At 63.5% G+C, this 19341-nt stretch carries 14 protein-coding genes; 4 read left to right on the top strand and 10 right to left on the bottom strand.

Features of this window, described 5'->3' with window-relative positions:
* Positions 1 to 138: 138 nt before the first annotated feature.
* The 9 genes from SM763_RS05765 to SM763_RS05725 form a co-directional block, all read right to left on the bottom strand.
* Positions 139 to 561: a c-type cytochrome gene (locus tag SM763_RS05765; protein ID WP_274829449.1), complete on the bottom strand. Its 423-nt coding sequence runs from the start codon at positions 559 to 561 to the stop codon at positions 139 to 141.
* 100 nt (positions 562 to 661) lie between these two features.
* Positions 662 to 1705, bottom strand: a complete 1044-nt coding sequence (locus SM763_RS05760; RefSeq protein WP_368997947.1) for a P1 family peptidase — start codon at positions 1703 to 1705, stop codon at positions 662 to 664.
* Positions 1706 to 1750: 45 nt separating this feature from the next.
* Positions 1751 to 2497: an SDR family oxidoreductase gene (locus SM763_RS05755; protein WP_368997946.1), complete on the bottom strand. Its 747-nt coding sequence runs from the start codon at positions 2495 to 2497 to the stop codon at positions 1751 to 1753.
* A 65-nt stretch (positions 2498 to 2562) separates the two neighbouring features.
* On the bottom strand, positions 2563 to 2982 hold the full coding sequence (gene arfB, locus SM763_RS05750; RefSeq protein ID WP_368997945.1) for an alternative ribosome rescue aminoacyl-tRNA hydrolase ArfB: 420 nt from the start codon (positions 2980 to 2982) through the stop codon (positions 2563 to 2565).
* Positions 2983 to 3340: 358 nt separating this feature from the next.
* Entirely contained in the window at positions 3341 to 3967 is a 627-nt protein-coding gene (locus SM763_RS05745; protein ID WP_274837931.1) for a queuosine precursor transporter, read from the bottom strand.
* A gap of 164 nt (positions 3968 to 4131) precedes the next feature.
* On the bottom strand, positions 4132 to 5055 hold the full coding sequence (locus SM763_RS05740; protein WP_368997944.1) for an esterase-like activity of phytase family protein: 924 nt from the start codon (positions 5053 to 5055) through the stop codon (positions 4132 to 4134).
* Positions 5028 to 5888 carry a penicillin-insensitive murein endopeptidase gene (mepA, locus tag SM763_RS05735; protein ID WP_274831758.1) on the bottom strand — a complete coding sequence of 287 codons (861 nt, stop codon included), beginning with the start codon at positions 5886 to 5888 and terminating at the stop codon, positions 5028 to 5030. The genes SM763_RS05740 and mepA overlap by 28 nt, the downstream gene beginning before the upstream one ends.
* Positions 5889 to 5893: 5 nt before the next feature.
* On the bottom strand, positions 5894 to 7258 hold the full coding sequence (locus SM763_RS05730) for an MFS transporter (protein WP_368997943.1): 1365 nt from the start codon (positions 7256 to 7258) through the stop codon (positions 5894 to 5896).
* 51 nt (positions 7259 to 7309) lie between these two features.
* Positions 7310 to 7870: an acyl-CoA thioesterase gene (locus tag SM763_RS05725; RefSeq protein ID WP_368997942.1), complete on the bottom strand. Its 561-nt coding sequence runs from the start codon at positions 7868 to 7870 to the stop codon at positions 7310 to 7312.
* A 129-nt stretch (positions 7871 to 7999) separates the two neighbouring features.
* On the opposite strand from SM763_RS05725, the gene SM763_RS05720 reads away from it, so the two are divergent.
* The 3 genes from SM763_RS05720 (at position 8000) to yaaA (ending at position 11302) form a co-directional block, all read left to right on the top strand.
* A complete protein-coding gene (locus SM763_RS05720; RefSeq protein WP_065272230.1) occupies positions 8000 to 8287 on the top strand; it encodes a YggT family protein in 288 nt (95 codons plus the stop codon).
* A gap of 159 nt (positions 8288 to 8446) precedes the next feature.
* Positions 8447 to 10507, top strand: a complete 2061-nt coding sequence (gene recQ, locus SM763_RS05715) for a DNA helicase RecQ (protein WP_274829456.1) — start codon at positions 8447 to 8449, stop codon at positions 10505 to 10507.
* Between the two features lie 33 nt (positions 10508 to 10540).
* Positions 10541 to 11302, top strand: coding sequence for a peroxide stress protein YaaA (gene yaaA / locus SM763_RS05710; RefSeq protein WP_368997941.1), 762 nt, complete (start codon positions 10541 to 10543; stop codon positions 11300 to 11302).
* 81 nt (positions 11303 to 11383) lie between these two features.
* Here the strand turns inward: yaaA and SM763_RS05705 are convergent, their stop codons facing one another.
* The gene (locus SM763_RS05705) at positions 11384 to 13678 is read right to left on the bottom strand and encodes a response regulator (RefSeq protein ID WP_368997940.1); all 2295 of its coding nucleotides are present in this window, start codon (positions 13676 to 13678) and stop codon (positions 11384 to 11386) included.
* 144 nt (positions 13679 to 13822) lie between these two features.
* On the opposite strand from SM763_RS05705, the gene SM763_RS05700 reads away from it, so the two are divergent.
* Positions 13823 to 19264 carry an alpha-2-macroglobulin family protein gene (locus SM763_RS05700; RefSeq protein ID WP_368997939.1) on the top strand — a complete coding sequence of 1814 codons (5442 nt, stop codon included), beginning with the start codon at positions 13823 to 13825 and terminating at the stop codon, positions 19262 to 19264.
* Positions 19265 to 19341: the final 77 nt, after the last annotated feature.

The raw sequence follows: 19341 nt of genomic DNA, 5'->3' as shown, positions 1-19341 counted from the left end.
ATTCCCGTCAGCGGCTTTGGACAAGGGTCCGCTCACCGCATCTTCAATTCGTTATTCGCAAACACGATCAAGCGCAATTACGCGAAAGGCCGCGCCCCTTGGGCCGCGGCCTGTAGTGATTAAATCCGCGCCTATCGCTTATTCAGAGGCGGCGGGTCCGTGCGAGGCCAGGAAGGCGTAGATGTCTTCGCCGCCTTTTTTCAGCTTGAAGGACATTTTCGATTTCGCGCCGCTGTCGTCCAGATATTCGCGCAGGAAGGCACGGGGATCGTGGGTGAAGGCGACAAAGTTCTCTTCGGTCCAGACCAGGCCTGCTTCACCGGCGGCGGTCATGTCGCTACCGTATTTGAACCCTTCGTAGCTGCCTGCCGGACGACCAGCGACACCCCAGAGGTTCGGCCCGGTCTTGCCGCCCTTGACGATGGTTTCGCCGCTGTCCGAGACGACCATGTGGCAGGATTTGCATTTCTTGAATCCCTTTTCGCCCTTGGCGGCATCGCCTTCGGCGAAGGCGGGGACGGCGAGAAGGCCAATTACGGCGGCGGACATCAGACGTTTCATATGCTTGCTCCAATTTGAGTTGGCTGTAGGGAATACGAGGTCTTTGGCGCGCATAGTCAATGGACGTTTTGACGCGCCGCCCCAAGTTCGCGTGATCTTGCTACTGCGACAGGGTGCCGGACGCACCGCTCCAGCAGGGCAAAAGGTCGCCGTCGGCGGGCTCTGCGTTATAGATTGCACGACCGATGGCGCGGCTGAGGCACAGCGCCGCAGCATGGCCGATCTGGCCCAGCTCGGCCTCGGGCGATGCCAGAGGGCGGGCGCCGGTGGTGGCGGCAAAGACCAGATCGCCATCGCCCGGCGCATGGGCGGGAACGGTGGCACGGCCAATGCCATCGTGGGCGGCGGTGGCCATGCGCTGGCACTGCGCCTTGGTCAGATCGGCGTCGGTGGCGACGATGGCAATGGTGGTGTTGCCGCGCTCCTCGGGGATTGGTTCGGCCCCGGCCTGCGCCCGCATGGTCTGCATCTTGCGGCTGTTCAGCGCCTGACCCAATCCACCCCTCGGGTCCGGTCCCAGACCGCCGAACTCGCCATCCACCTCAAACGGGGCGGCCCAGAAATGGCGATCCCCCGGCGTGGTCACGGCGCCCATCGGGTTGGCTGCGACAAGGGCACCAACGGTGACACCGCAGTCCAGCACGAAGGAAGCCGAGCCAAGCCCGCCCTTGACCATGGCGGTCAGTGCGCCGGTGCCTGCCCCGGCGGTGCCGATGGCAAACTCCTCACTTGCGGCCTCGAACGCGGCGCGGCCAAGGGCGCGATAGGGGTTGTCCTGCCAGTCCTTGTTGCCGCCGTTCAGCAGGTCAAAGATGATGGCGCCGGGCACCAGCGGGATCACCGCCGGTCCCAGCCGGAATCCCCGGCCCGCTGCGCGCAACGCATCCACCACGCCGGAACAAGCATCAAGGCCAAAGGCAGAGCCGCCGGACAGCACCAGCGCGTCGATCTTGGCAACCGATTTGTCGGGCGCCAGAAGATCGGTTTCCCGCGTCCCCGGGGCCCCGCCCATGACGTGAACCGAGGCCGTCAGGCCGTCCTTGGCCGTCAGCACCGTGGTGCCTGATTTCAGGTCATCATCCGCTGCATTGCCGACCAGCAGGCCGGGCACGTCGGTGATCAGGTTGCGGGGTCCGGGACGCATGGCGGCTCTCCTGACGTGTCGTTTCCGAGTGGTGATTGCGCGGGGTCAGATGCAGCGACCGCCGTCCACTTCCATGGCGACACCGGTGACCATGCTGGCCTCGTCCGAGCACAGGAAACAGGCGGCATTGCCCATGTCCTCGGGCGTGGAGAACCGGCCCAGCGGGATGGTCGACAGGAACTTGGCGCGCACCTCGGGAGTGTCCTCGCCCATGAAGGATTTCAGCAGCGGCGTTTCACCGGCCACCGGGTTGATCGCGTTGACGCGTACGCCGCTGGGGGCCAGCTCCACCGCCATGGTACGGGTCGCGGTGATCATCCAGCCCTTTGAGGCATTGTACCAGTTGAGGTTGGGGCGCGGCGACACGCCAGCAGTGGAGGCGACATTGAGGATGGCGCCGGTTTTGCGGCTCTTCATGTGCGGCACCAGGGCGCGGGCGGTCAGGTAGACCGATTTCATGTTCACGTTGAACACCCGGTCAAAATCTTCCTCTGACACCTCATCCAGTGGGGTTGGCAGGTGTGTTACACCGGCATTGTTGACCAGAATGTCCACCTGGCCAAAGGCGGTCAGGGCGGCCTCTGCCATGGCATCGACCGATCCACCGTCCGCAACGTCCACTGCCTGCGCGATGGCATTCGTGCCCAGATCCGCCGCCATGGCGGCTGCGGCATCCCCGTTGATGTCCGCAATCATCACCTTGGCCCCTTCGGCCAGAAACTTTTCTACAATGCCCGCGCCAAATCCCGAGGCACCACCCGTGACAATCGCTGTTTTTCCTGCAAGCCGCATATTCGTTATCTCCCAAATCTCGTTTTGATAGCTTTAACAGCGATTTGGGCAGGTGCAATGCGAGATCAGTCCGGGTCGATCTTGCCACGGCCGGCCTTGATCTGGCCGCGCTGTTTCTTGGCCTCCAGGCGGCGGCGCTCCGAGCCGCGTGTCGGTTTGGTGGCGATCCGCCGTTTCGGCGCCACCAGTGCCTGGCGCACCAGATCAACGAGCCTGTCGCGCACGATATCGCGGTTGCGCTGCTGCGAGCGGGTTTCGTCGCAATGCAGGATAATGGCGCCTTCCTTGGTCCAGCGCCGCCCGGCCAGACGTTTCAGGCGCGCCTTGACCGCCGGTGTCAGCGAGGGCGAGCGCGCGGCTTCGAAGCGCAGTTCGACGGCGGTGGCCACCTTGTTCACGTTCTGCCCACCCGGCCCAGAGGCGCGGATGAAGCTTTCGGTGATTTCCCAGTCCTGCAGGGCGATATCGTTGTCGATCCGTATCATAACGGCCAAAGCCTACAGCGGCTTGCGGCAAGGTAAAAGGCGGCAAGGTAAAAGGGCCGCCCCTTGCGGGACGGCCCTTCGAAAGTTTTCAGGAGGTCGGGTCGGTTAGATCTGCATATTGCAGGCCAGCCGATAGGACCACACAGCAAAGGGCTGCCTCAGCAGGCGGACCCTCCGGTTGTTCCAACACCTTGCGCCAATACCTTTCTTGACACTGGATCACCTCCTTTACATTTCTGTTTCCGTTACCAATGAGCGTTGCACGGAATTTCCGATCTGCCAAACAAAAATTGCGGCAATCGGGAAAAGGCGGCGAAGCGTGTCTGATTTCTTGGCAGGTGGCCCTTTTGGGCGATCCCTACAGGGTGGGGACCGCAGTGAGCCGTTTGACGATCAGCCGGAAGGGGATCAGCGCCAGCAGCGCCAGCGCCAGTTTCACCATCCAGTCTGCCAGGGCGAGCGAGACCCAGAGCGGCGCCACCGGACCGCTGCCCAGCAGCGGCAGCATTTCACCGGCCCAGGAGACGTCATTGGCCGGTTCGATCCAGCTGAGCGTGCCGGAAAAGGCCACGGAAAAGAAGATCGCGGTATCGACGCTGGAGCCAACCAGGGTCGAGGCCAGCGGCGCACGCCACCATTTGCCACCCCGCAGGGCGGAAAAGACCGAGATATCCAGCAATTGCGCGGTGAGGAAGGCAAGGCCCGAGCCAATCGCGATGCGCAGGGTCACCAGCGGGCCGAATTCGCCCATGATCTGAGTGCCGATCAGCGAGCAGATCACCCCGACGACGAAACCGGCCAGAACCACCCGGCGCGCCGGACCCTTGCCATAGACGCGGTTCATCACATCGGTGACGAGAAAGGCGACAGGATAGGTGAAGGCGCCCCAGGTCAGCCATTGGCCGAACAGGAATTGCACCAGGATGTTGGAGGCCACAACGACGGCGGCCATGGCAAGAATGCCGGGAAAATAGGAACGTGTCATGTAACTGGTCCGTTTTGACAAGGTAGCGGAGACTTGTGGAATGTACCCGGCGCAGGGCAACTGCGCTAAGGATCGGGCCAGTTAGTCCTTTTTGACGCTATTGGCAAGACAGGGCACGCTGCGGGCGCGTCCTGTCGCGCAGTGGTATGCGGCAGCAGCCGGGGTCAATCGGGTAGGCTGTATTCCACAAGTTCGGTGCGCTGCACTGACAGGAAGTTATCGTCAGAGACCATCGTTGCGCGCAAGACCCCCGCTGCGTCGCGCCAGATTGACACCCCTTCGAGATTGTCGTGGGCGCCGAGCGCGGTCTGCAGCAGGGTGGTTTCGTTCTGCGGCCCGTCCTCGGTGATATCCCAGCGCCGCAGGCGGCTGCGGAAGCCGAAGAACAGGAAGTTCCGCTCCAGCAGGTAGAACCGCCCGTCGGGGCCGAAATCCGCCCCCACCGGCATGAACCTTCCACGCCGGGGCAGGCTGAACGGCTGGCTCCATTCACTGCCGTCCCACTTCCAGACCGGCAGGTTTCCGTCCTTGTCCGGGGCGTTTTCCGGCAGGGTGTAGAGGTGACCGGCGCCGTCTATGGCCAGCGCCTCCAACGCCTTGTTGGCGGGCATCTGTCGGAAAGCGTTGGGGCGGGGCAGGACCTCCGCCCGACTGCCACCGCGCTGGTGATGCGCCACGCGCGACACCCCTTCGAAGGATATATAAAGGCTGCCATCGGGGGCAACGGCCAGCCCTTCGCTGTCGACGATGCGCCCTTGCAGGATACGACCGGTCGAGGCTCGCAGGCTGCGTCTTTTGGTGACGCGCGCCGAGGTGATCCTGCCCTCTGTACGATTGATCCGGGCCCTCACCAGATGCGCCCGGTCGCTGAGCAGGATCATGGAGCGGCCGTCCTTGCCCATCTCGATGCCGGAAAAGCCGCCGAACCAGGGTTTTTCGGGCTGCACCGGGGGCGCCCAGGTATAGCTGCCGATCAGCCGCGCCTCAGCCGACACCCGCCCGGCGCGGGCGCCTGCGTAGGTCGCCACGGCCAGCGCAGCTGCAGCCATGAGGGCAAGGCTTAATCTGATTGCAGGACTGCGGCGCATTGCCGGGGCAGATCCTTCATCGTGTAGTCGCGGCGCGGCTTGGGCTTTGGCGCATTGGGATCGCGCGGCTTGGGCGGCGGCGGGTTCAGGATGTCATCGACCCATTTCTGCGCATCGGCGCAGCCATCGCCGCGCGGGGGCGGGTTCTGATCGACGCAGCCGCGTGCGCCGCGTGGACAGTTGAGCCGCACGTGGAAATGATAGTGATGTCCCCACCAGGGGCGGATCTTGCGCAGCCAGCGCCGGTCGCCCTTGGCATCCTTGCACATCTGCACCTTGGCGCCGGGAAAGACAAAGATCCGCGCCACGCGTTTGTCGCTGGCGGCGGCCTTGAGGATCTCGTGATGCTGACGGGTCCAGTCACTGTTCACAAAGGCGCCCTTGGCCCGGCGCATGGAGATCGAGGAGACCTTTTCGCGCTGGGCGCGGCTGAGGTTCAGCCGGTCCGGCGGACGCATCCAGATGTCGATATCAAGGCCAATCTGGTGGCTGCGGTGGCCGGACAGCATCGGGCCGCCGCGGGGCTGGCTGATGTCGCCGATATAAAGCCCCTTCCAGCCCGGTTGGCGGGCCGCGAATGTGCTGAGGTCGCGGATAAAATCAACCGTTTCGGGGTGGCCCCAGTTGCGGTTGCGGGACAGGCGCATGGCCTGCCAGGTCGGGCCGGTTTCGGGTAGCTGCACGGCCCCCGCGACGCAGCCCTTGGCATAAGAGCCAAGCGGTGCAGGCCGTTGCTGGGATCCGACCGCCTTGGCGCCGAACAGTTGCTTGGCCGGGGTTTCCGCCGCAACTGGCCCGATCAGCCCGGCAATCGCGACAAGCGTTGCAAACAGCAGTCTCACGTCTGGTCTCCCTCGGCCTCAACCCATTTCAACAGAATCAAGCCTAGAACAAAAAGCCCGATGACGGGAGTGATACCAAGTCGGGCGCTGCCGGTGATTGTGGTTGCAATGCCGATCAGCGCGGGCGCGAGGAAAGCAGTCGCGCGCCCGGAAAGCCCATAAAGTCCAAAGCTTTCCGTGGCTTTGGCGAGATCCGTGTGGCGCACCATCAGGCTGCGGCTGGCGGATTGCAGGATTCCGCCGAAACCGCCGATCAGAACGCCGCAGCCAAAAAATACGGCATCGGGCAGGGAAGAACCTTCGGATAGTGCGACGCCAAAGAACTGCTCCCGCGACATGGAGACCACGGTAATGCAGACCAGCATCAGCACCAGAATGGCGACGATGATCACCGGCTTGGGACCATGGCGTTTGTCCGCCTTGCCGCCCAGCCAGCTGAAAAGGGCCGCCGAGATCGCGGCGATGATACCGAAGATACCGATATTGGTGATCGACCAGTCCAGAACCAGGCTCGCATAGACACCGCCAAAGGCATAAAGCCCATTGAGCGCATCGCGGTAAAGCATCGAGGAGACGAGGTAACTGGTCAGGCTGGCGCGGTGGCGCAGCCCGGCCACCAGATTGATTACCATCCGAACCGCCCGGCCCATGCTGCCACGCTGACCGGTGGCGTGGTTGTCATGCACCCACAGGAAATAGGGAACCATGAAGACGGCGAACCAGATGGCGGTCACCGGGCCGACGGCGCGGGTCCCCTCTTTTGCTTCGGCATCAAGCCCCAGAATGGGATCAAGACCGATCAGGGTCTTGCCGTTGCCTTGCTCCACGAACAGCAGCAGCATGATAAAGAGCGCGATCACCCCGCCAAGATAGCCAAAGGCGAAACCAGAGCCGGAGATGGCGCCGACCTCTTCCTTGCTGCCCATCGACGGCAATTGCGCGTTGACGAAGATCAGGGCGAATTCAGCGCCGATAAAGCCAAAGCCGAAGCTGATCAGCATCCACCACAGGTTGCTGCCTGCCGGATCCATGTACCAAAGTCCCCAGGCGCCGATCAGGTACATCATGGAAAACACCATGATCCAGGGCATCTTGCGCCCCGAAATATCCGCCAGTGCGCCCAGAAATGGCGCGCCAAAGCCGATGAGCAGCCCGGTGACGGTCATGCCGATGGACCAGATGGTCTGTGCCTGCGCCTTGGCGGCCTCTTCGGCCAGCCCCTGGCCCAGAAAATGCTGCGCGGCAACGGCCGCAAAGAAGGGGCCAAAGACAAAGGTTACAAGCAGCGTGTGATAGGGCTGGCTGGCCCAATCAAAGAACCACCACCCCCAGATCCGCTTTTTCTGTGACACCTCAGACATGTCGCCCATCCCCCCGACCTTTTGTTGTTGCCGATAAGACAGGTGCTGGCATTACGAAGCAAGCCCATCCTGCGTCTCAGCCATCGGTGGCCAGGGGCGTGTGGCATCAGCCTGACACCAGGCTGCGATCCACTCGGGCATTGTCGGGGTTTCGGCGTCCCCCTGACCGACGGCCGCCAGCACCTTTGTCGGGGGGACGATGCCCTTTGCATCCGTGACGGCGGTGCGCAGCATCACGTGGCTGGCGCATTCGCCGTTCTTTTTCCACATGGATTGCTCCAGATAGATGAACTTGTCGTCCCAGGCCACCGCGCGGCTGCGCATCTCGAAGCGTTCAAAGCCCCGGATACGGCGGCGGAAGCGCACCGAGGTGCCCGCCACGGTCATCCCCCAACGGTTCTGGCGCAGCGCGCCGATCAGCCCGACGCGCTGCGCCAGCATGGTGCGCCCCAGATCATAAAGCGTCATGGCACGGCCGTTGTTCAGCTCCAGCCAGATATCCAGATCCCAGGGCCAGCAGATATGGCTGGAGCGGTGCACGGCCGTGAGCGGCAGGGGGTTCATGCGACTGGCGACAAACAGATCTTTCAGCAGGCGGACGATGGGAAACATGGCGGTCTTTCCTTTGCGATGTGCCCGTGTTGCCACCCATTTACCGCCCGTCAACCGCAACCTCGCGGAAGCCTTGCGCATCTGCACCCGGCTGCTTACCTGTTACGCTGGCTAACATAGGGGAATAGGATGTTATCGCTGTTTCAAATCCTGCTTTTGATCCTGGACATCGTCTGGTTCTTCATCATCGCGCATGTGATCATGAGCTGGTTGATCAATTTCCAGGTCTTGAACCTGAACCAGCAGTTCGTGGCGCAGATCTGGTATGGTCTCAACCGCATCCTTGAGCCCCTTTATGCGCCGATCCGTCGCCTGCTGCCCAATATGCAGGGGATCGATCTGGCGCCGCTTCTGGTGCTGATCGCGGTTTATGCGCTGCGCATCATCATCCAGAACAACATGATGATGTTCTACTGATCCGGTCTGGCCTGGCCGTGAGGCCGGGCAGCGCCTGTTCGGTGCGCCATGTTCGCGGAATAGACCGGTGATTTAACTGGGCGGCCTCTTGCCGCCCGATTCCTCCTGTGGGATTGTGTGCCAAATCCGAGCAGACACTCCCTTGAGGCCCTCCCTTTGATGACGCAGACGACAGACCTGCCACAGGCGACCCCGCTGCTGCGCGATATTTTCGGTTTTGATGCCTTCCGCCCCGGACAGGAAGAGATCGTCGATGCGGTGACCGCAGGCGAAAACGTTCTGGCCATCATGCCGACGGGTGGCGGTAAATCCCTGTGCTTCCAATTGCCTGCCCTGATGCGCGATGGGGTCACGGTGGTGATTTCGCCGCTGATCGCCCTGATGCGTGATCAGGTGCGCGCCTTGCAGGAAGCTGGGGTTGCCGCCGGTGCGCTCACCTCGGGCAATACCGAGGAAGAGACCGAGGCTGTCTGGGAGGCGATCGAGGCGGGGCGGCTGAAGCTTTTGTACATGGCGCCGGAACGGCTCGCTTCGGGGGCGGCGATGGGGATGCTGCGGCGCATCGGCGTCAGCCTGATCGCGGTGGATGAGGCGCATTGCGTCAGCCAGTGGGGCCATGATTTCCGTCCCGATTACCTGCGCATCGGCGAGCTGCGCCAGGCGCTGGGCGTGCCACTGGCGGCCTTTACCGCGACGGCGGATCAGGAAACCCAGGAAGAGATCGTTCAGAAGCTGTTCGATGGACAGGCGCCGCGCGCCTTCCTGCGCGGCTTTGACCGGCCCAATATCCATCTGGCCTTTGGCACCAAGGACAGCCCGCGCCGTCAGATCCTTGGCTTTGCTGCCGCCCGCAAAGGGCAGTCCGGCATCGTCTATTGCGGCACAAGGGCCAAGACCGAGGCGCTGGCCGCCGCGCTGCGCGAAGAGGGCCATGTGGCCTGTCACTACCACGGTGGCATGGAGGCCGAGGACCGGCGCATCGTGGAAACCCGCTTTGCTCGCGAGGATGGGTTGATTGTGGTGGCGACGGTGGCCTTTGGCATGGGCATCGACAAGCCCGACATCCGCTGGGTTGCCCATGCGGATCTACCCAAAAGCATCGAGGCCTATTATCAGGAAATCGGCCGCGCGGGCCGCGATGGCGCGCCTGCGGAAACCCTGACCCTGTTCGGGCCCGAGGACATCCGCCTGCGCCGCAGCCAGATCGATGAAGGCATGGCGCCGCCGGAACGCCGCGCTGCGGATCATGCGCGGCTGAACGCCCTGCTGGGGCTGGCCGAGGCGCTGAAATGCCGCCGTCAAAACCTTCTGTCCTATTTCGGCGAAACGGCAGAGCCCTGCGGCAACTGCGATCTTTGCGACAACCCGGTGGAGGTCTTTGACGGCACCACGGCGGTGCGCAAGGCGCTGTCGGCGATCCTGCGCACGCAGGAAACCTATGGCGCTGGGCATCTGATCGACATCCTGCGCGGGACCGAAACCGACCGGGTGCGGGCCAAACGCCATGATGAGCTGTCGGTCTTTGGCTGCGGCAAGGAATACGCCAAGGGCCAGTGGCAGGCGGTGTTCCGGCAGATGATGGGGCACGATCTGGTGCGCCCGGACCCCGAGCGCCACGGCGCGCTGCGTATGACCGATGCGGCCCTGCCGGTGCTGCGCGGCGAGGCCGGGATCGAGTTGCGCAAGGATACCATCAAGACCGCTGACAGGCGCCCGGCCGTGAAGGCGCTGGTCTCGGACGAGGACGCGCCGCTCTTGTCGGCGCTGAAGGCAAAGCGCCGGGCGCTGGCCGAGGCGCAGAAGGTGCCTGCTTATGTGATCTTCCCGGATCGTACCCTGATCGAGATGGCTGAACAGCGGCCCGAAACGCTGGATCAGATGGCCCGCATCAGCGGTGTCGGCGCCAAGAAGCTGGACCGATATGGCGATGAATTCCTGAGCGTGATCACCGGCGCCGTGGAACAGATGCACCCGCAGCGGCGCAAACTGGCGACACGGGACGGGGCGGGGTCTTTGTACGATGCGCTGCTGGAGGCGCAGGGGCAGCTGGCGCGGGGGGAATGCGGCACGCTGAAACCGCTCAGCTGCTCGGCCTCGCTGCTGGCCAAGGTGGCACAGATGCGCCCGGGCGATGAGGCGGGTCTGGAACGGCTACTGGGAGAGCGCCGCGCGGAACGTTTCGCGGCGGCGTTTCTGGACGTCTTGCGCGGCGCGGGCTAAGTCTGGCCCAGATTAAAAGAGTGAGGATGACAGATGCTGGTTGTGGTTTCCCCTGCGAAAAAACTGGACTGGGCCGAACGCGACATGGAGATGACCGCGCCTGCCTTTCAGGAGGACGCGGTGCGCCTCAACGCCGTGGCGCGGGAGCTGTCGGTGGCCGAGCTGATGAAGCTGATGCATATCAGCGAGGATCTGGCCAAGCTGAACTACGACCGCTTCCGCAGTTTTGAGGAAACCCCGGCGTCTGAGGCCCTGCGCCCCGCCGCGTTGGCCTTTGCTGGCGACACTTATCAGGGGCTTGAGGCCGGATCGCTCGATGCCGAGGAAATGGCCTGGGCCCAGGATCATTTCCGCATTCTGTCGGGGCTGTACGGGGTGCTGCGGCCGATGGACGGGATGCAACCCTACCGGCTAGAGATGGGATCGCGGCTGAAAAACGAACGCGGCAAGAACCTTTATGAATACTGGGGCAGCCAGATCGCCGAAGCCCTGAACCGCCAGGCCGAAGAAACCGGCAGCGATATTCTGGTGAACTGCGCCAGCCAGGAGTATTTCGGCGCAGTGGATCTGAAAGCGCTGAAGCCGAAGGTGATCACGCCTGTCTTCATGGAGATGAAGAACGACACGCCAAAGGTCGTCAGTTTTTATGCCAAACGGGCCCGCGGTGCGATGGCGCGCTATATCATCCAGCACCGTTTGAACGATGCCGAGGCGCTGAAGGATTTCGACACCGGAGGTTACGTCTACAAACCGGAGCTGTCGGAGCCGGACAAGCCGGTGTTCCTGCGCGGCTGAGCTCCGCCCGCCCCATTTGTGCCGCCCCAGAGCCGTTCGCAGCTACAAGGTATCTGCACATGGCGCTGTCGTGGAGGTGGATCAGGCGGCTGGGCTTAGATCGATCGGCTGGGCATCCTGCGGGGCGTATTCACCGATACGTTCGAGGATCAGCGCCTTGCGCAGAGGTTTGGTCAGATAATGATCCAGGCCCGCCGCTAGGATGCCTTCGGAATCGCCAGCCATGGCATGCGCGGTCAGGGCGACGATGGGCACGTGACGGCCTGTTTCCTCTTCGATCTTGCGGATTTCCATGGTGGCCTGCTTGCCATCCATCACCGGCATGGAAATGTCCATGAAGATCAGGTCCGGTTCGAAGTCCTGATAGGCCGCAACGGCCTCGACCCCGTTATTGGCAAAGCGCAGGTCGATATTGATATGTTTGACCATCTTGCGGAACACCAGCTGGTTGGTCTTGTTGTCCTCGGCAGCCAGAACCCGCATCTGCCGGGGGGCCGAGGCCAGATCTTCGGATTGGTCCAGAACAGCACCTTCACCGTCGGGGGACACCACCTTGGCGTTGTCGGCGGCATAGGCCTCTTCCAGGGTCAACTCCCCGGGAGCGGCACCCGGTTCCGCGTCCGGCGCTGCAGGCTGCGCTCCGGGCAGGGCGGCCGCGATCTCGTTTAGCTTTTCAAACAGCTCATCCCGCGGCGTGGGCTTTTGCAGAATATATAGCTTCAGCTCTTCTACGTCGGCGTCCTGCACCGTGTGCGGGTTGGAGCTGAGGAGTAGGAGGGGCACGTCGTTCCATTTGCCGTTGCGCAGATCACGGGCCAGTTGCACGCCGCCACCGCCAGGCAGGCCATGTTCACAGATCACCAGATCGATGTCCGCGGCCATCGCATCCATGGCGTCAGCGATGGTATGGGCGGTGGTCACATCGATGCCACGCAGTTTCAGCTGGCGTTGCAGAATTTCGCAGTTGAGCTGCAGATCGTCGACCAGCAGGATCCGCTTCAGGCCGGGTGTCATCTCGGGAACCGAGGTATGCGCCCCTTGCGGAATCGGAAGCGGCAGGCGGAAACCGAAACAGGATCCCTGGCCTTCCTCGCTTTCAACCCAGATCTCGCCGCGCATCATGCCGATCAGGCGTTTGGAGATGGCAAGACCCAGACCGGTGCCTTCAAATTTGCGGTTGCGCTCATCCTCGACCTGGTTGAACTCGCCAAAGATGTGCTCGATCTTCTCTGCAGGAATGCCGATGCCGGTGTCTTCGATGGTGACATGAATCCAGCACTGGTTCTCGTCCGGGTTGGTTACACCGGTGACCCGGAGGGTGACATGACCTTCCTTGGTGAACTTGAGCGCATTGCCGGCCAGGTTGGTCAGAACCTGACGAATACGGCCGGGATCGCCCACGAAACGGGTCGGCAGGAAGATGTCGTAATCCACCAGCATCGCCAGGCCTTTATCCCGGGCCGTGGGTTGCAGCAGCATGACCACCTCGTGGATGCTGCGCTCCAGGTCAAAGGCCTCGGGGTGCAGTGCCAACTTGTCCGCTTCGATCTTGGAATAATCGAGCACGTCGTTGATGATGACCAACAGCGCCTCGCCTGAGTTCTTGATCGTATTGGCGTAAAGACGCTGCTCCTCGCTCAGCTCGGTGTCGCTGAGAAGTTCGGCCATGCCGATGACGCCATTCATCGGCGTGCGGATCTCGTGGGACATATTGGCGAGGAAGGCGGATTTGGCGCGGTTGGCGGATTCGGCGCGTTCGCGGGCGGCCCGCAGCTCTTCCTCGTAACGGACCGAGGAGGTGATATCCAGCGCAAGGCTGACCACATCGCCGCCCTGTCCGCGCTGATCGAACAGCCGCAGATAACGGTCGTCCCACATCCGGATCACGATGGGCTCTGGTTTGAGAGACATCCAGCGATCGGTCATCATCGACCGCCAGTGATCCGGCTTGAGCTCTTCGGTATTGACCAGACCTTCGTCTGTCAGGATTTGAAGGATCCGCACATAGGAGACTCCGGGAGTGATTTCCTCCAGCCCGTCAAAGATGTTCAGATAGGCAGTGTTGGCGCCGATCAGCTTGCTGTCGGAATCAAAGAAGGCAAAGCCGTCCTGAAAGGCCTGGATCGAATGCCACAGACGACGTTCGGCCTTTTCGATCTTTTCGTTGGCCATGCTGAGGTCGGATTTCACCTTGGCGTTTTCGTCGCGCACGTTGGCGACTTCGGCCTGGGTCACGCCGATCTGCCGGGTCAGAGCCAGCGCGTGACGCCCGAGTTTGCGATTCGCTGCGGTCAGCTCGGCCTGCTTCAGTTCAAGCAGCCGCTCTGCCGCCAGGCGTGCCCGGCGTTCCTCAGCGAGTTTCTCGGCAAGGTTCATCCCTGCTAGCTCCATCCTCAATTAAATGGCGTGTTTACTCCGAGCCTGAACTCGGGCGGCAAATTGGCCATGATTGGTGTTACGACGGGAAACCTTGCTATGGCGTTAAGTGCGTGCAAGCTTAACCTCAGTTCGGAGGGTGCCATGTTGGATCGGTTTCTTATTGTTTTGCTTTCATTTCTCGGTTTTTCTGCTGCGTCGGTGCAGGCGGGGCCGGATCCCGTTTTGCCACAGGTGCGGTACCAGTCCTTTGCGGATACTGACTATTACGGATCCGATCTGCAGGCCCTGTTCGATACGGATCTGAACGCTTGCCAAAGGGCCTGCAGCGCGCAGCAGGCCTGTGCCGGATTTTCTTATAACAACAAGGCAAACGCCTGTTTTCCAAAGTCCGAAATGAAAGAGGCCACGCCCTACACCGGTGCGATTTCGGCGCTGAAACGCCCAATATCTGCGGCGCAGCAGGCGGCGGCCTCCCAACGGGCAGGGCGGCTGGATCGTCTGCGCCCCGCCGATCTGCAGGCGGCATTGCGGCAGGCCCGGGAGATTGGTCTGCGCTACCCATCCCGCGGTGAAACCCTGGAAGATATGATCCGCGCCGGGCGCGGTCAGGCGCGGTCAGGCGGGGTGCAAAGCGCGCTTGGCTGGCTCAGCGCGGCAGTCGCTGTGAACGATGATCCGGCCCTGTGGACCGAGGTTTCCGCCCTGTGGCTGCGAATCGCAGACCAGAGCAAGCAGAACAAGAACGCCAAACGCCAGCAGGCGCTGGCTGCGGCCTTGAACGGATACCTGCGGGCCGAGGCCGCACCTTTGCAGGCGGAGGCTTTGGTGACGGCCGGGCGGGCGCTGGAAAGTCTGGGGCGTGGCCGCGACATGATTTCGGTGCTGCGTCTGGCGCAGGATCTTGCGCCCCGTGCCGACACTGCGGCGCTGCTGGATGAGGCTATCGGAAAATATGGCTTCCGCGTCACCGACAGCACGGTAGAAAGCGACAGCGCCGCGCCGCGTATCTGCGTGGAGTTCTCCGAAGATCTGGCTCGCAGCGGTGTGGATTATGGCGATTACGTCAAGGGGGCCGGGGCCGAACTGGCTGCCGAAGCCAGTGGCCGTCAGCTTTGCCTTGATGGCGCCGAACATGGCGAGCGTTACCGAATCGCTTTGCGGCGCGGTCTGCCTGCGGCCAGTGGTGAGGTCCTGAGCAAAGAGGTCGAACTGACCCATTACGTGCGCGACAGAACTCCATCGGTCCGTTTCCCGGGCCGGGCCTATGTGCTGGCGAAATCTGATCAGGTGGCGCTGCCGGTGGAGACCGTGAACCTGCGCGAAGTCGCGCTGCAACTGCGGCAGGTCAGCGACCGCAACCTGCTGCGCACCTTGCAGGAAGGCTATTTCGGCCGCCCGCTGTCCCATTGGCAGGATGAATACTTTGCCTCGGACATCGGGCAGGAGGTCTGGACCGGTACGGCCAGCGTTCAGGATGCGCTGAACCAGGATATGACCACCCGGATTCCGCTTGTCGATGTGTTGGCTGACCGACCGGTAGGGATTTATGCGCTGACGGCCCGTGTGCCCGGCGCCGACCCGTATGAGGACCCCGGCGCGACCCAGTGGTTTGTGCTGACGGACTTGGGCCTCAGCACCATGTCCGGCGCGGACGGGCTGCATGTTCAGGTGCAGGGTCTCACCGACGCCAAGCCGCGTGCGGATGTCGAAGTGACGCTGATTTCAAATGCAAACGCGGTGCTGGCCAAGGCGCGGACCGATGCCACTGGCTATGTCCGGTTTGATCCGGGCCTGTCGCGCGGGCGCGGCGCCGCTGCCCCGGCAATGGTCATGGCGCAGCAGGGGGAAGAAGATTTTTCCTTTCTATCTCTAAAGGATGCAGCATTCGATCTGTCGGATCGCGGGGTCGAAGGTCGTCCCGCGCCGGGGCCGGTGGATGTCTTCCTGGCGACGGATCGTGGTGCCTACAGGGCCGGGGAGGTGATCCATGTCACCGCCCTGACCCGCGACAGCGGTGCCCGCGCCATCACCGACCTGCCGGTGACCGCAATCCTGCACCGCCCCGATGGGGTCGAGTACAGCCGTCAGGTATCAGACGGTGGACAGGCCGGGGGGCATGTGTTCAACCTACCGATCGGTCAGTCCGCACCGCGCGGCACCTGGCGTCTGGACCTGAAAACGGATCCCAAGGCCCCTGCGCTGGCCACCCGGCAGCTCCTGGTCGAGGATTTCCTGCCCGAACGGATCGACTTCACACAGACTGTCGCGAATGCTGCGGCACTGGTGCCGGGCGAGGCGGCGCAGCTTGATATCTCGGCCCGCTACCTGTTCGGCGCGCCGGGGTCGGGATTGACTATCGACGGCGATCTGCGGCTCAGCGCCAGCGACACGGTTGCGGCGTGGCCCGGCTATCGCTTTGGTCGCTATGACGCGCCCGGCAGCCCGCAGCGTGCTTATTTCGGCGGCGATAAAACGGATACGGCGGGGCAAGCCTCGGTCGTGGTGTCGCTGCCAGCGGCGGCGACGATGGGCAAACCGATGCAGGCGACCATCGTGACCCGCGTCATGGATGGCGCCGCCCGCCCGGTCGAGCGCGAGCTGACCTTGCCGGTGCGGCCCGCAACCCCGGTGATCGGCATTCGTCCCCTGTTCGATGATGTGGTGGGCGAGGGCAGCGAGGCCGGGTTCGAGGTGATCGCCCTCAGCCCTGACCTCAGCCCCCTGCCGATGCAGGTGAAATGGACCCTGAACCGGGTCGAAACGCGCTATCAGTGGTATCAGCTTTACGGCAACTGGAACTGGGAGCCGACCACCCGCCGCACCCGCATCGCCACCGGCGAGACAACGCTGGGGCAGGAACCGGTGAACCTGTCCGAGCAGGTGGAGTGGGGCCGGTATGAGTTGGTGATCGAGCGTCTGGACGGTACGCCGGTGACGGCGGCGCTGGATTTCTACGCGGGCTGGTATGCCCCGGCGGATAGCGCCGCGACCCCGGACCGGCTGGAGCTGTCGCTGAATGCGGAAAGCTATCAGCCCGGCGATACCGCCCGTCTGCGTATCGTACCCCGGGCTGGAGGGACGGCGCTGATCTCGGTGGTGTCCAACCATCTGATCGACCGCATGGCCGTCGAAGTGCCCGCAGGCGAAAGCACGATCCCCCTCACTGTGACCGAAGCCTGGGGCAGCGGCGCCTATGTGACGGCAACCGTGCTGCAGCCCGTTACCGGCAAGGCTAGCCGGACACCGGCGCGGGCGCTGGGTCTGGCGCATGTCAGTGTGAGCCAGCCGGGGCAGGAGCTGTCGGTTGCTATCAATGTGCCTGAGGTCGCCCGTCCGCGCGGCACCGAAATGGCCCGGGTCCGGGTCGATGGGGCCGCAGCGGGAGAAGAGGTCTGGCTAACGGTTGCCGCTGTTGATCTCGGCATTCTCAACCTCACCGGTTTCAAAAGCCCCGATCCCTCCGCGCATTACCATGGTCAGCGGCGGCTGGGGATGGAGCTGCGCGATCTTTACGGGCGTCTGATTGATCCCGGAAATGGCGCGATGGGGCAGGTGCGTTCGGGCGGTGATGCGGATAACGGCATGCGCATGCAATCGCCACCGCCCACGCAGGATCTGGTGGCGGTCTTCTCTGGCCCCTTGCAGCTGGACGCCAATGGCGAGGCGCTGTTCCCGGTCGATCTGCCTGCCTTCAACGGCACCGTACGGCTGATGGCAGTGGCCTGGTCAAAGCGTGCGGTCGGGCAGGCCGAGGCAGACATGCTGGTGCGTGATCCGGTGGTGGTGACCGCGACCGTGCCGCGTTTCCTTGCGCCGGGCGACAGCAGCCGCGCCCGGATCGAGATCGTGCATGCGGATGGACCGGCGGGCGAGATGGCCCTGTCGGCGCGTGCCATCGGCACGGGGCTGGAGCTTGGCCCCCTTCCGGGCGCGGTAACGCTGGCCGAGCAGGGCAAGGCGGTGCTCGAATTGCCGCTGACGGCGCAGGCTGTGGGCGATCCCGAGATCGAGCTAACCCTTACGACGCCCGCTGGGCTGCCGTTGGTGCAGCGGCTGCGAATGCCGGTGCGGGCCAATGACCCCGTCGTGGCGCAGACCCGACGCTTCCGGCTATCGGGCGGCGACAGTTTCCAGTTCAGCGCCGACGTCTTTGCCGGGCTGCGGCCCGGCTCGGCGCGGGCGGTGCTTTCTGCCGGGCCTTTGGCCAAGTTCGACGTGCCAGGTCTTCTGGCGCAGCTGGATCGTTACCCCTATGGCTGCACCGAGCAGGTGACCTCGACGGCGATGCCGCTGCTTTATCTCTCTTCGGTGGCCGAGGCGGCGGGGCTGGGCAATGGACCGGCTGTGAAGGCGCGCATTGATGCGGCGATCCGCAAGGTGCTGACGCGGCAGGCCAGCAACGGTGCCTTTGGCCTGTGGCGCGCCGAAAGCGGTGATTTCTGGCTTGATGCCTATGCCAGCGATTTCCTGTCCCGCGCCCGGGCGCAGGGCTATGCGGTGCCCGATCAGGCCTTTGCCCAGGCGATGGACAATCTGCGCAACCGGATCAACTACGCCCCCGATTTCGACAATGGAGGCGAGGACATTGCCTATGCGCTGATGGTGCTGGCCCGCGAAGGGGCCGCCGCCATGGGCGATCTGCGCTATTATGCCGATGTGAAGGCAGGCGATTTCGCCACCCCGCTGGCGGCGGCGCAGCTGGGCGCTGCGCTGGCGGCCTATGGCGATCAACCCCGCGCCGACCGCATGTTCGGGCGGGCGGCGCAGATGCTGGGCCGCAGCGGCGCAGAAACCCCGGTCTGGCGGGTCGACTACGGCACCCATCGCCGCGATGCCGCCGCGGTCTTGGCGCTGGCAAGTGAGGCCGGAAGCGCAGCGGTCAGTCAGGAATACCTGATGGCCCGGGTGACCGAGGATGGCAGCCGGATGTCCACGCAGGAGGCCGCATGGACTCTGCTGGCGGCGCAGGCGTTGGTCTCCAGCCCCGAAGACAGCGGTCTGCTGGTCAATGGTCAAAGCGTTGCCGGACCTTTCGTCGAGGTGCTGGATGGCAGCGCCGCAGCCACGGGGAAATCCATTTCAGCAGCTTCGGGGCGCAGCACCGAGATCACCCTGACCACTCTTGGCGTGCCCGTAGTCGCTCCCGAGGCGGGCGGCTATGGCTACACGCTGAACCGCAGCTATTACACGCTGGAGGGCGAACCAATCGCAGAGCTGAGCTTTGAAACCGGGGCGCGTTTCGTGACCGTGCTGAGCGTAGTGCCGCATGAAGGCACCGGTGCCCGGCTAATGGTGGATGATCCGCTTCCGGCGGGGTTTGAGATCGACAATCCGAACCTGTTGCGCTCGGGCGATCTGCGCGATCTCGATTGGCTGAAGCTGGATCAGGCAACCCATGCAGAGTTCCGCTCTGACCGCTTCTTGGCAGCGGTAGATATCGGCGGCACCGAAACCGTGACGCTGGCCTATGTCACGCGGGCTGTGACGCCGGGCAGCTTCCATCACCCGGCAGCTTCGGTCGAGGATATGTACCGTCCGGCCTACCGCGCCCGCACCGCCGCAGGCCGCGTGCAGATCCGGTGACCGGCAGTTGGCGGGCATACTTGCGCGCGCTTACCACTCGGTCAGCGCGCGGTGAATATGCCCGTGGTCCGACCTTC

This window comes from Pseudophaeobacter sp. C1-32P7, assembly GCF_041008775.1.
In the GTDB taxonomy this organism is placed as follows: domain Bacteria; phylum Pseudomonadota; class Alphaproteobacteria; order Rhodobacterales; family Rhodobacteraceae; genus Phycobacter; species Phycobacter gallaeciensis_A.
Note: the sequence above shows the minus strand (reverse complement) of the source record. Positions and strands in the feature narration are given on the sequence as shown.

Coding starts and splice junctions, on each gene's coding strand:
- SM763_RS05765 (WP_274829449.1), bottom strand. CDS start 561: ATGAAACGTCTGATGTCCGCCGCCGTAATTGGCCTTCTCGCCGTCCCC.
- SM763_RS05760 (WP_368997947.1), bottom strand. CDS start 1,705: ATGCGTCCCGGACCCCGCAACCTGATCACCGACGTGCCCGGCCTGCTG.
- SM763_RS05755 (WP_368997946.1), bottom strand. CDS start 2,497: ATGCGGCTTGCAGGAAAAACAGCGATTGTCACGGGTGGTGCCTCGGGA.
- arfB (WP_368997945.1), bottom strand. CDS start 2,982: ATGATACGGATCGACAACGATATCGCCCTGCAGGACTGGGAAATCACC.
- SM763_RS05745 (WP_274837931.1), bottom strand. CDS start 3,967: ATGACACGTTCCTATTTTCCCGGCATTCTTGCCATGGCCGCCGTCGTT.
- SM763_RS05740 (WP_368997944.1), bottom strand. CDS start 5,055: ATGCGCCGCAGTCCTGCAATCAGATTAAGCCTTGCCCTCATGGCTGCA.
- SM763_RS05730 (WP_368997943.1), bottom strand. CDS start 7,258: ATGTCTGAGGTGTCACAGAAAAAGCGGATCTGGGGGTGGTGGTTCTTT.
- SM763_RS05725 (WP_368997942.1), bottom strand. CDS start 7,870: ATGTTTCCCATCGTCCGCCTGCTGAAAGATCTGTTTGTCGCCAGTCGC.
- SM763_RS05720 (WP_065272230.1), top strand. CDS start 8,000: ATGTTATCGCTGTTTCAAATCCTGCTTTTGATCCTGGACATCGTCTGG.
- recQ (WP_274829456.1), top strand. CDS start 8,447: ATGACGCAGACGACAGACCTGCCACAGGCGACCCCGCTGCTGCGCGAT.
- yaaA (WP_368997941.1), top strand. CDS start 10,541: ATGCTGGTTGTGGTTTCCCCTGCGAAAAAACTGGACTGGGCCGAACGC.
- SM763_RS05705 (WP_368997940.1), bottom strand. CDS start 13,678: ATGAACCTTGCCGAGAAACTCGCTGAGGAACGCCGGGCACGCCTGGCG.
- SM763_RS05700 (WP_368997939.1), top strand. CDS start 13,823: ATGTTGGATCGGTTTCTTATTGTTTTGCTTTCATTTCTCGGTTTTTCT.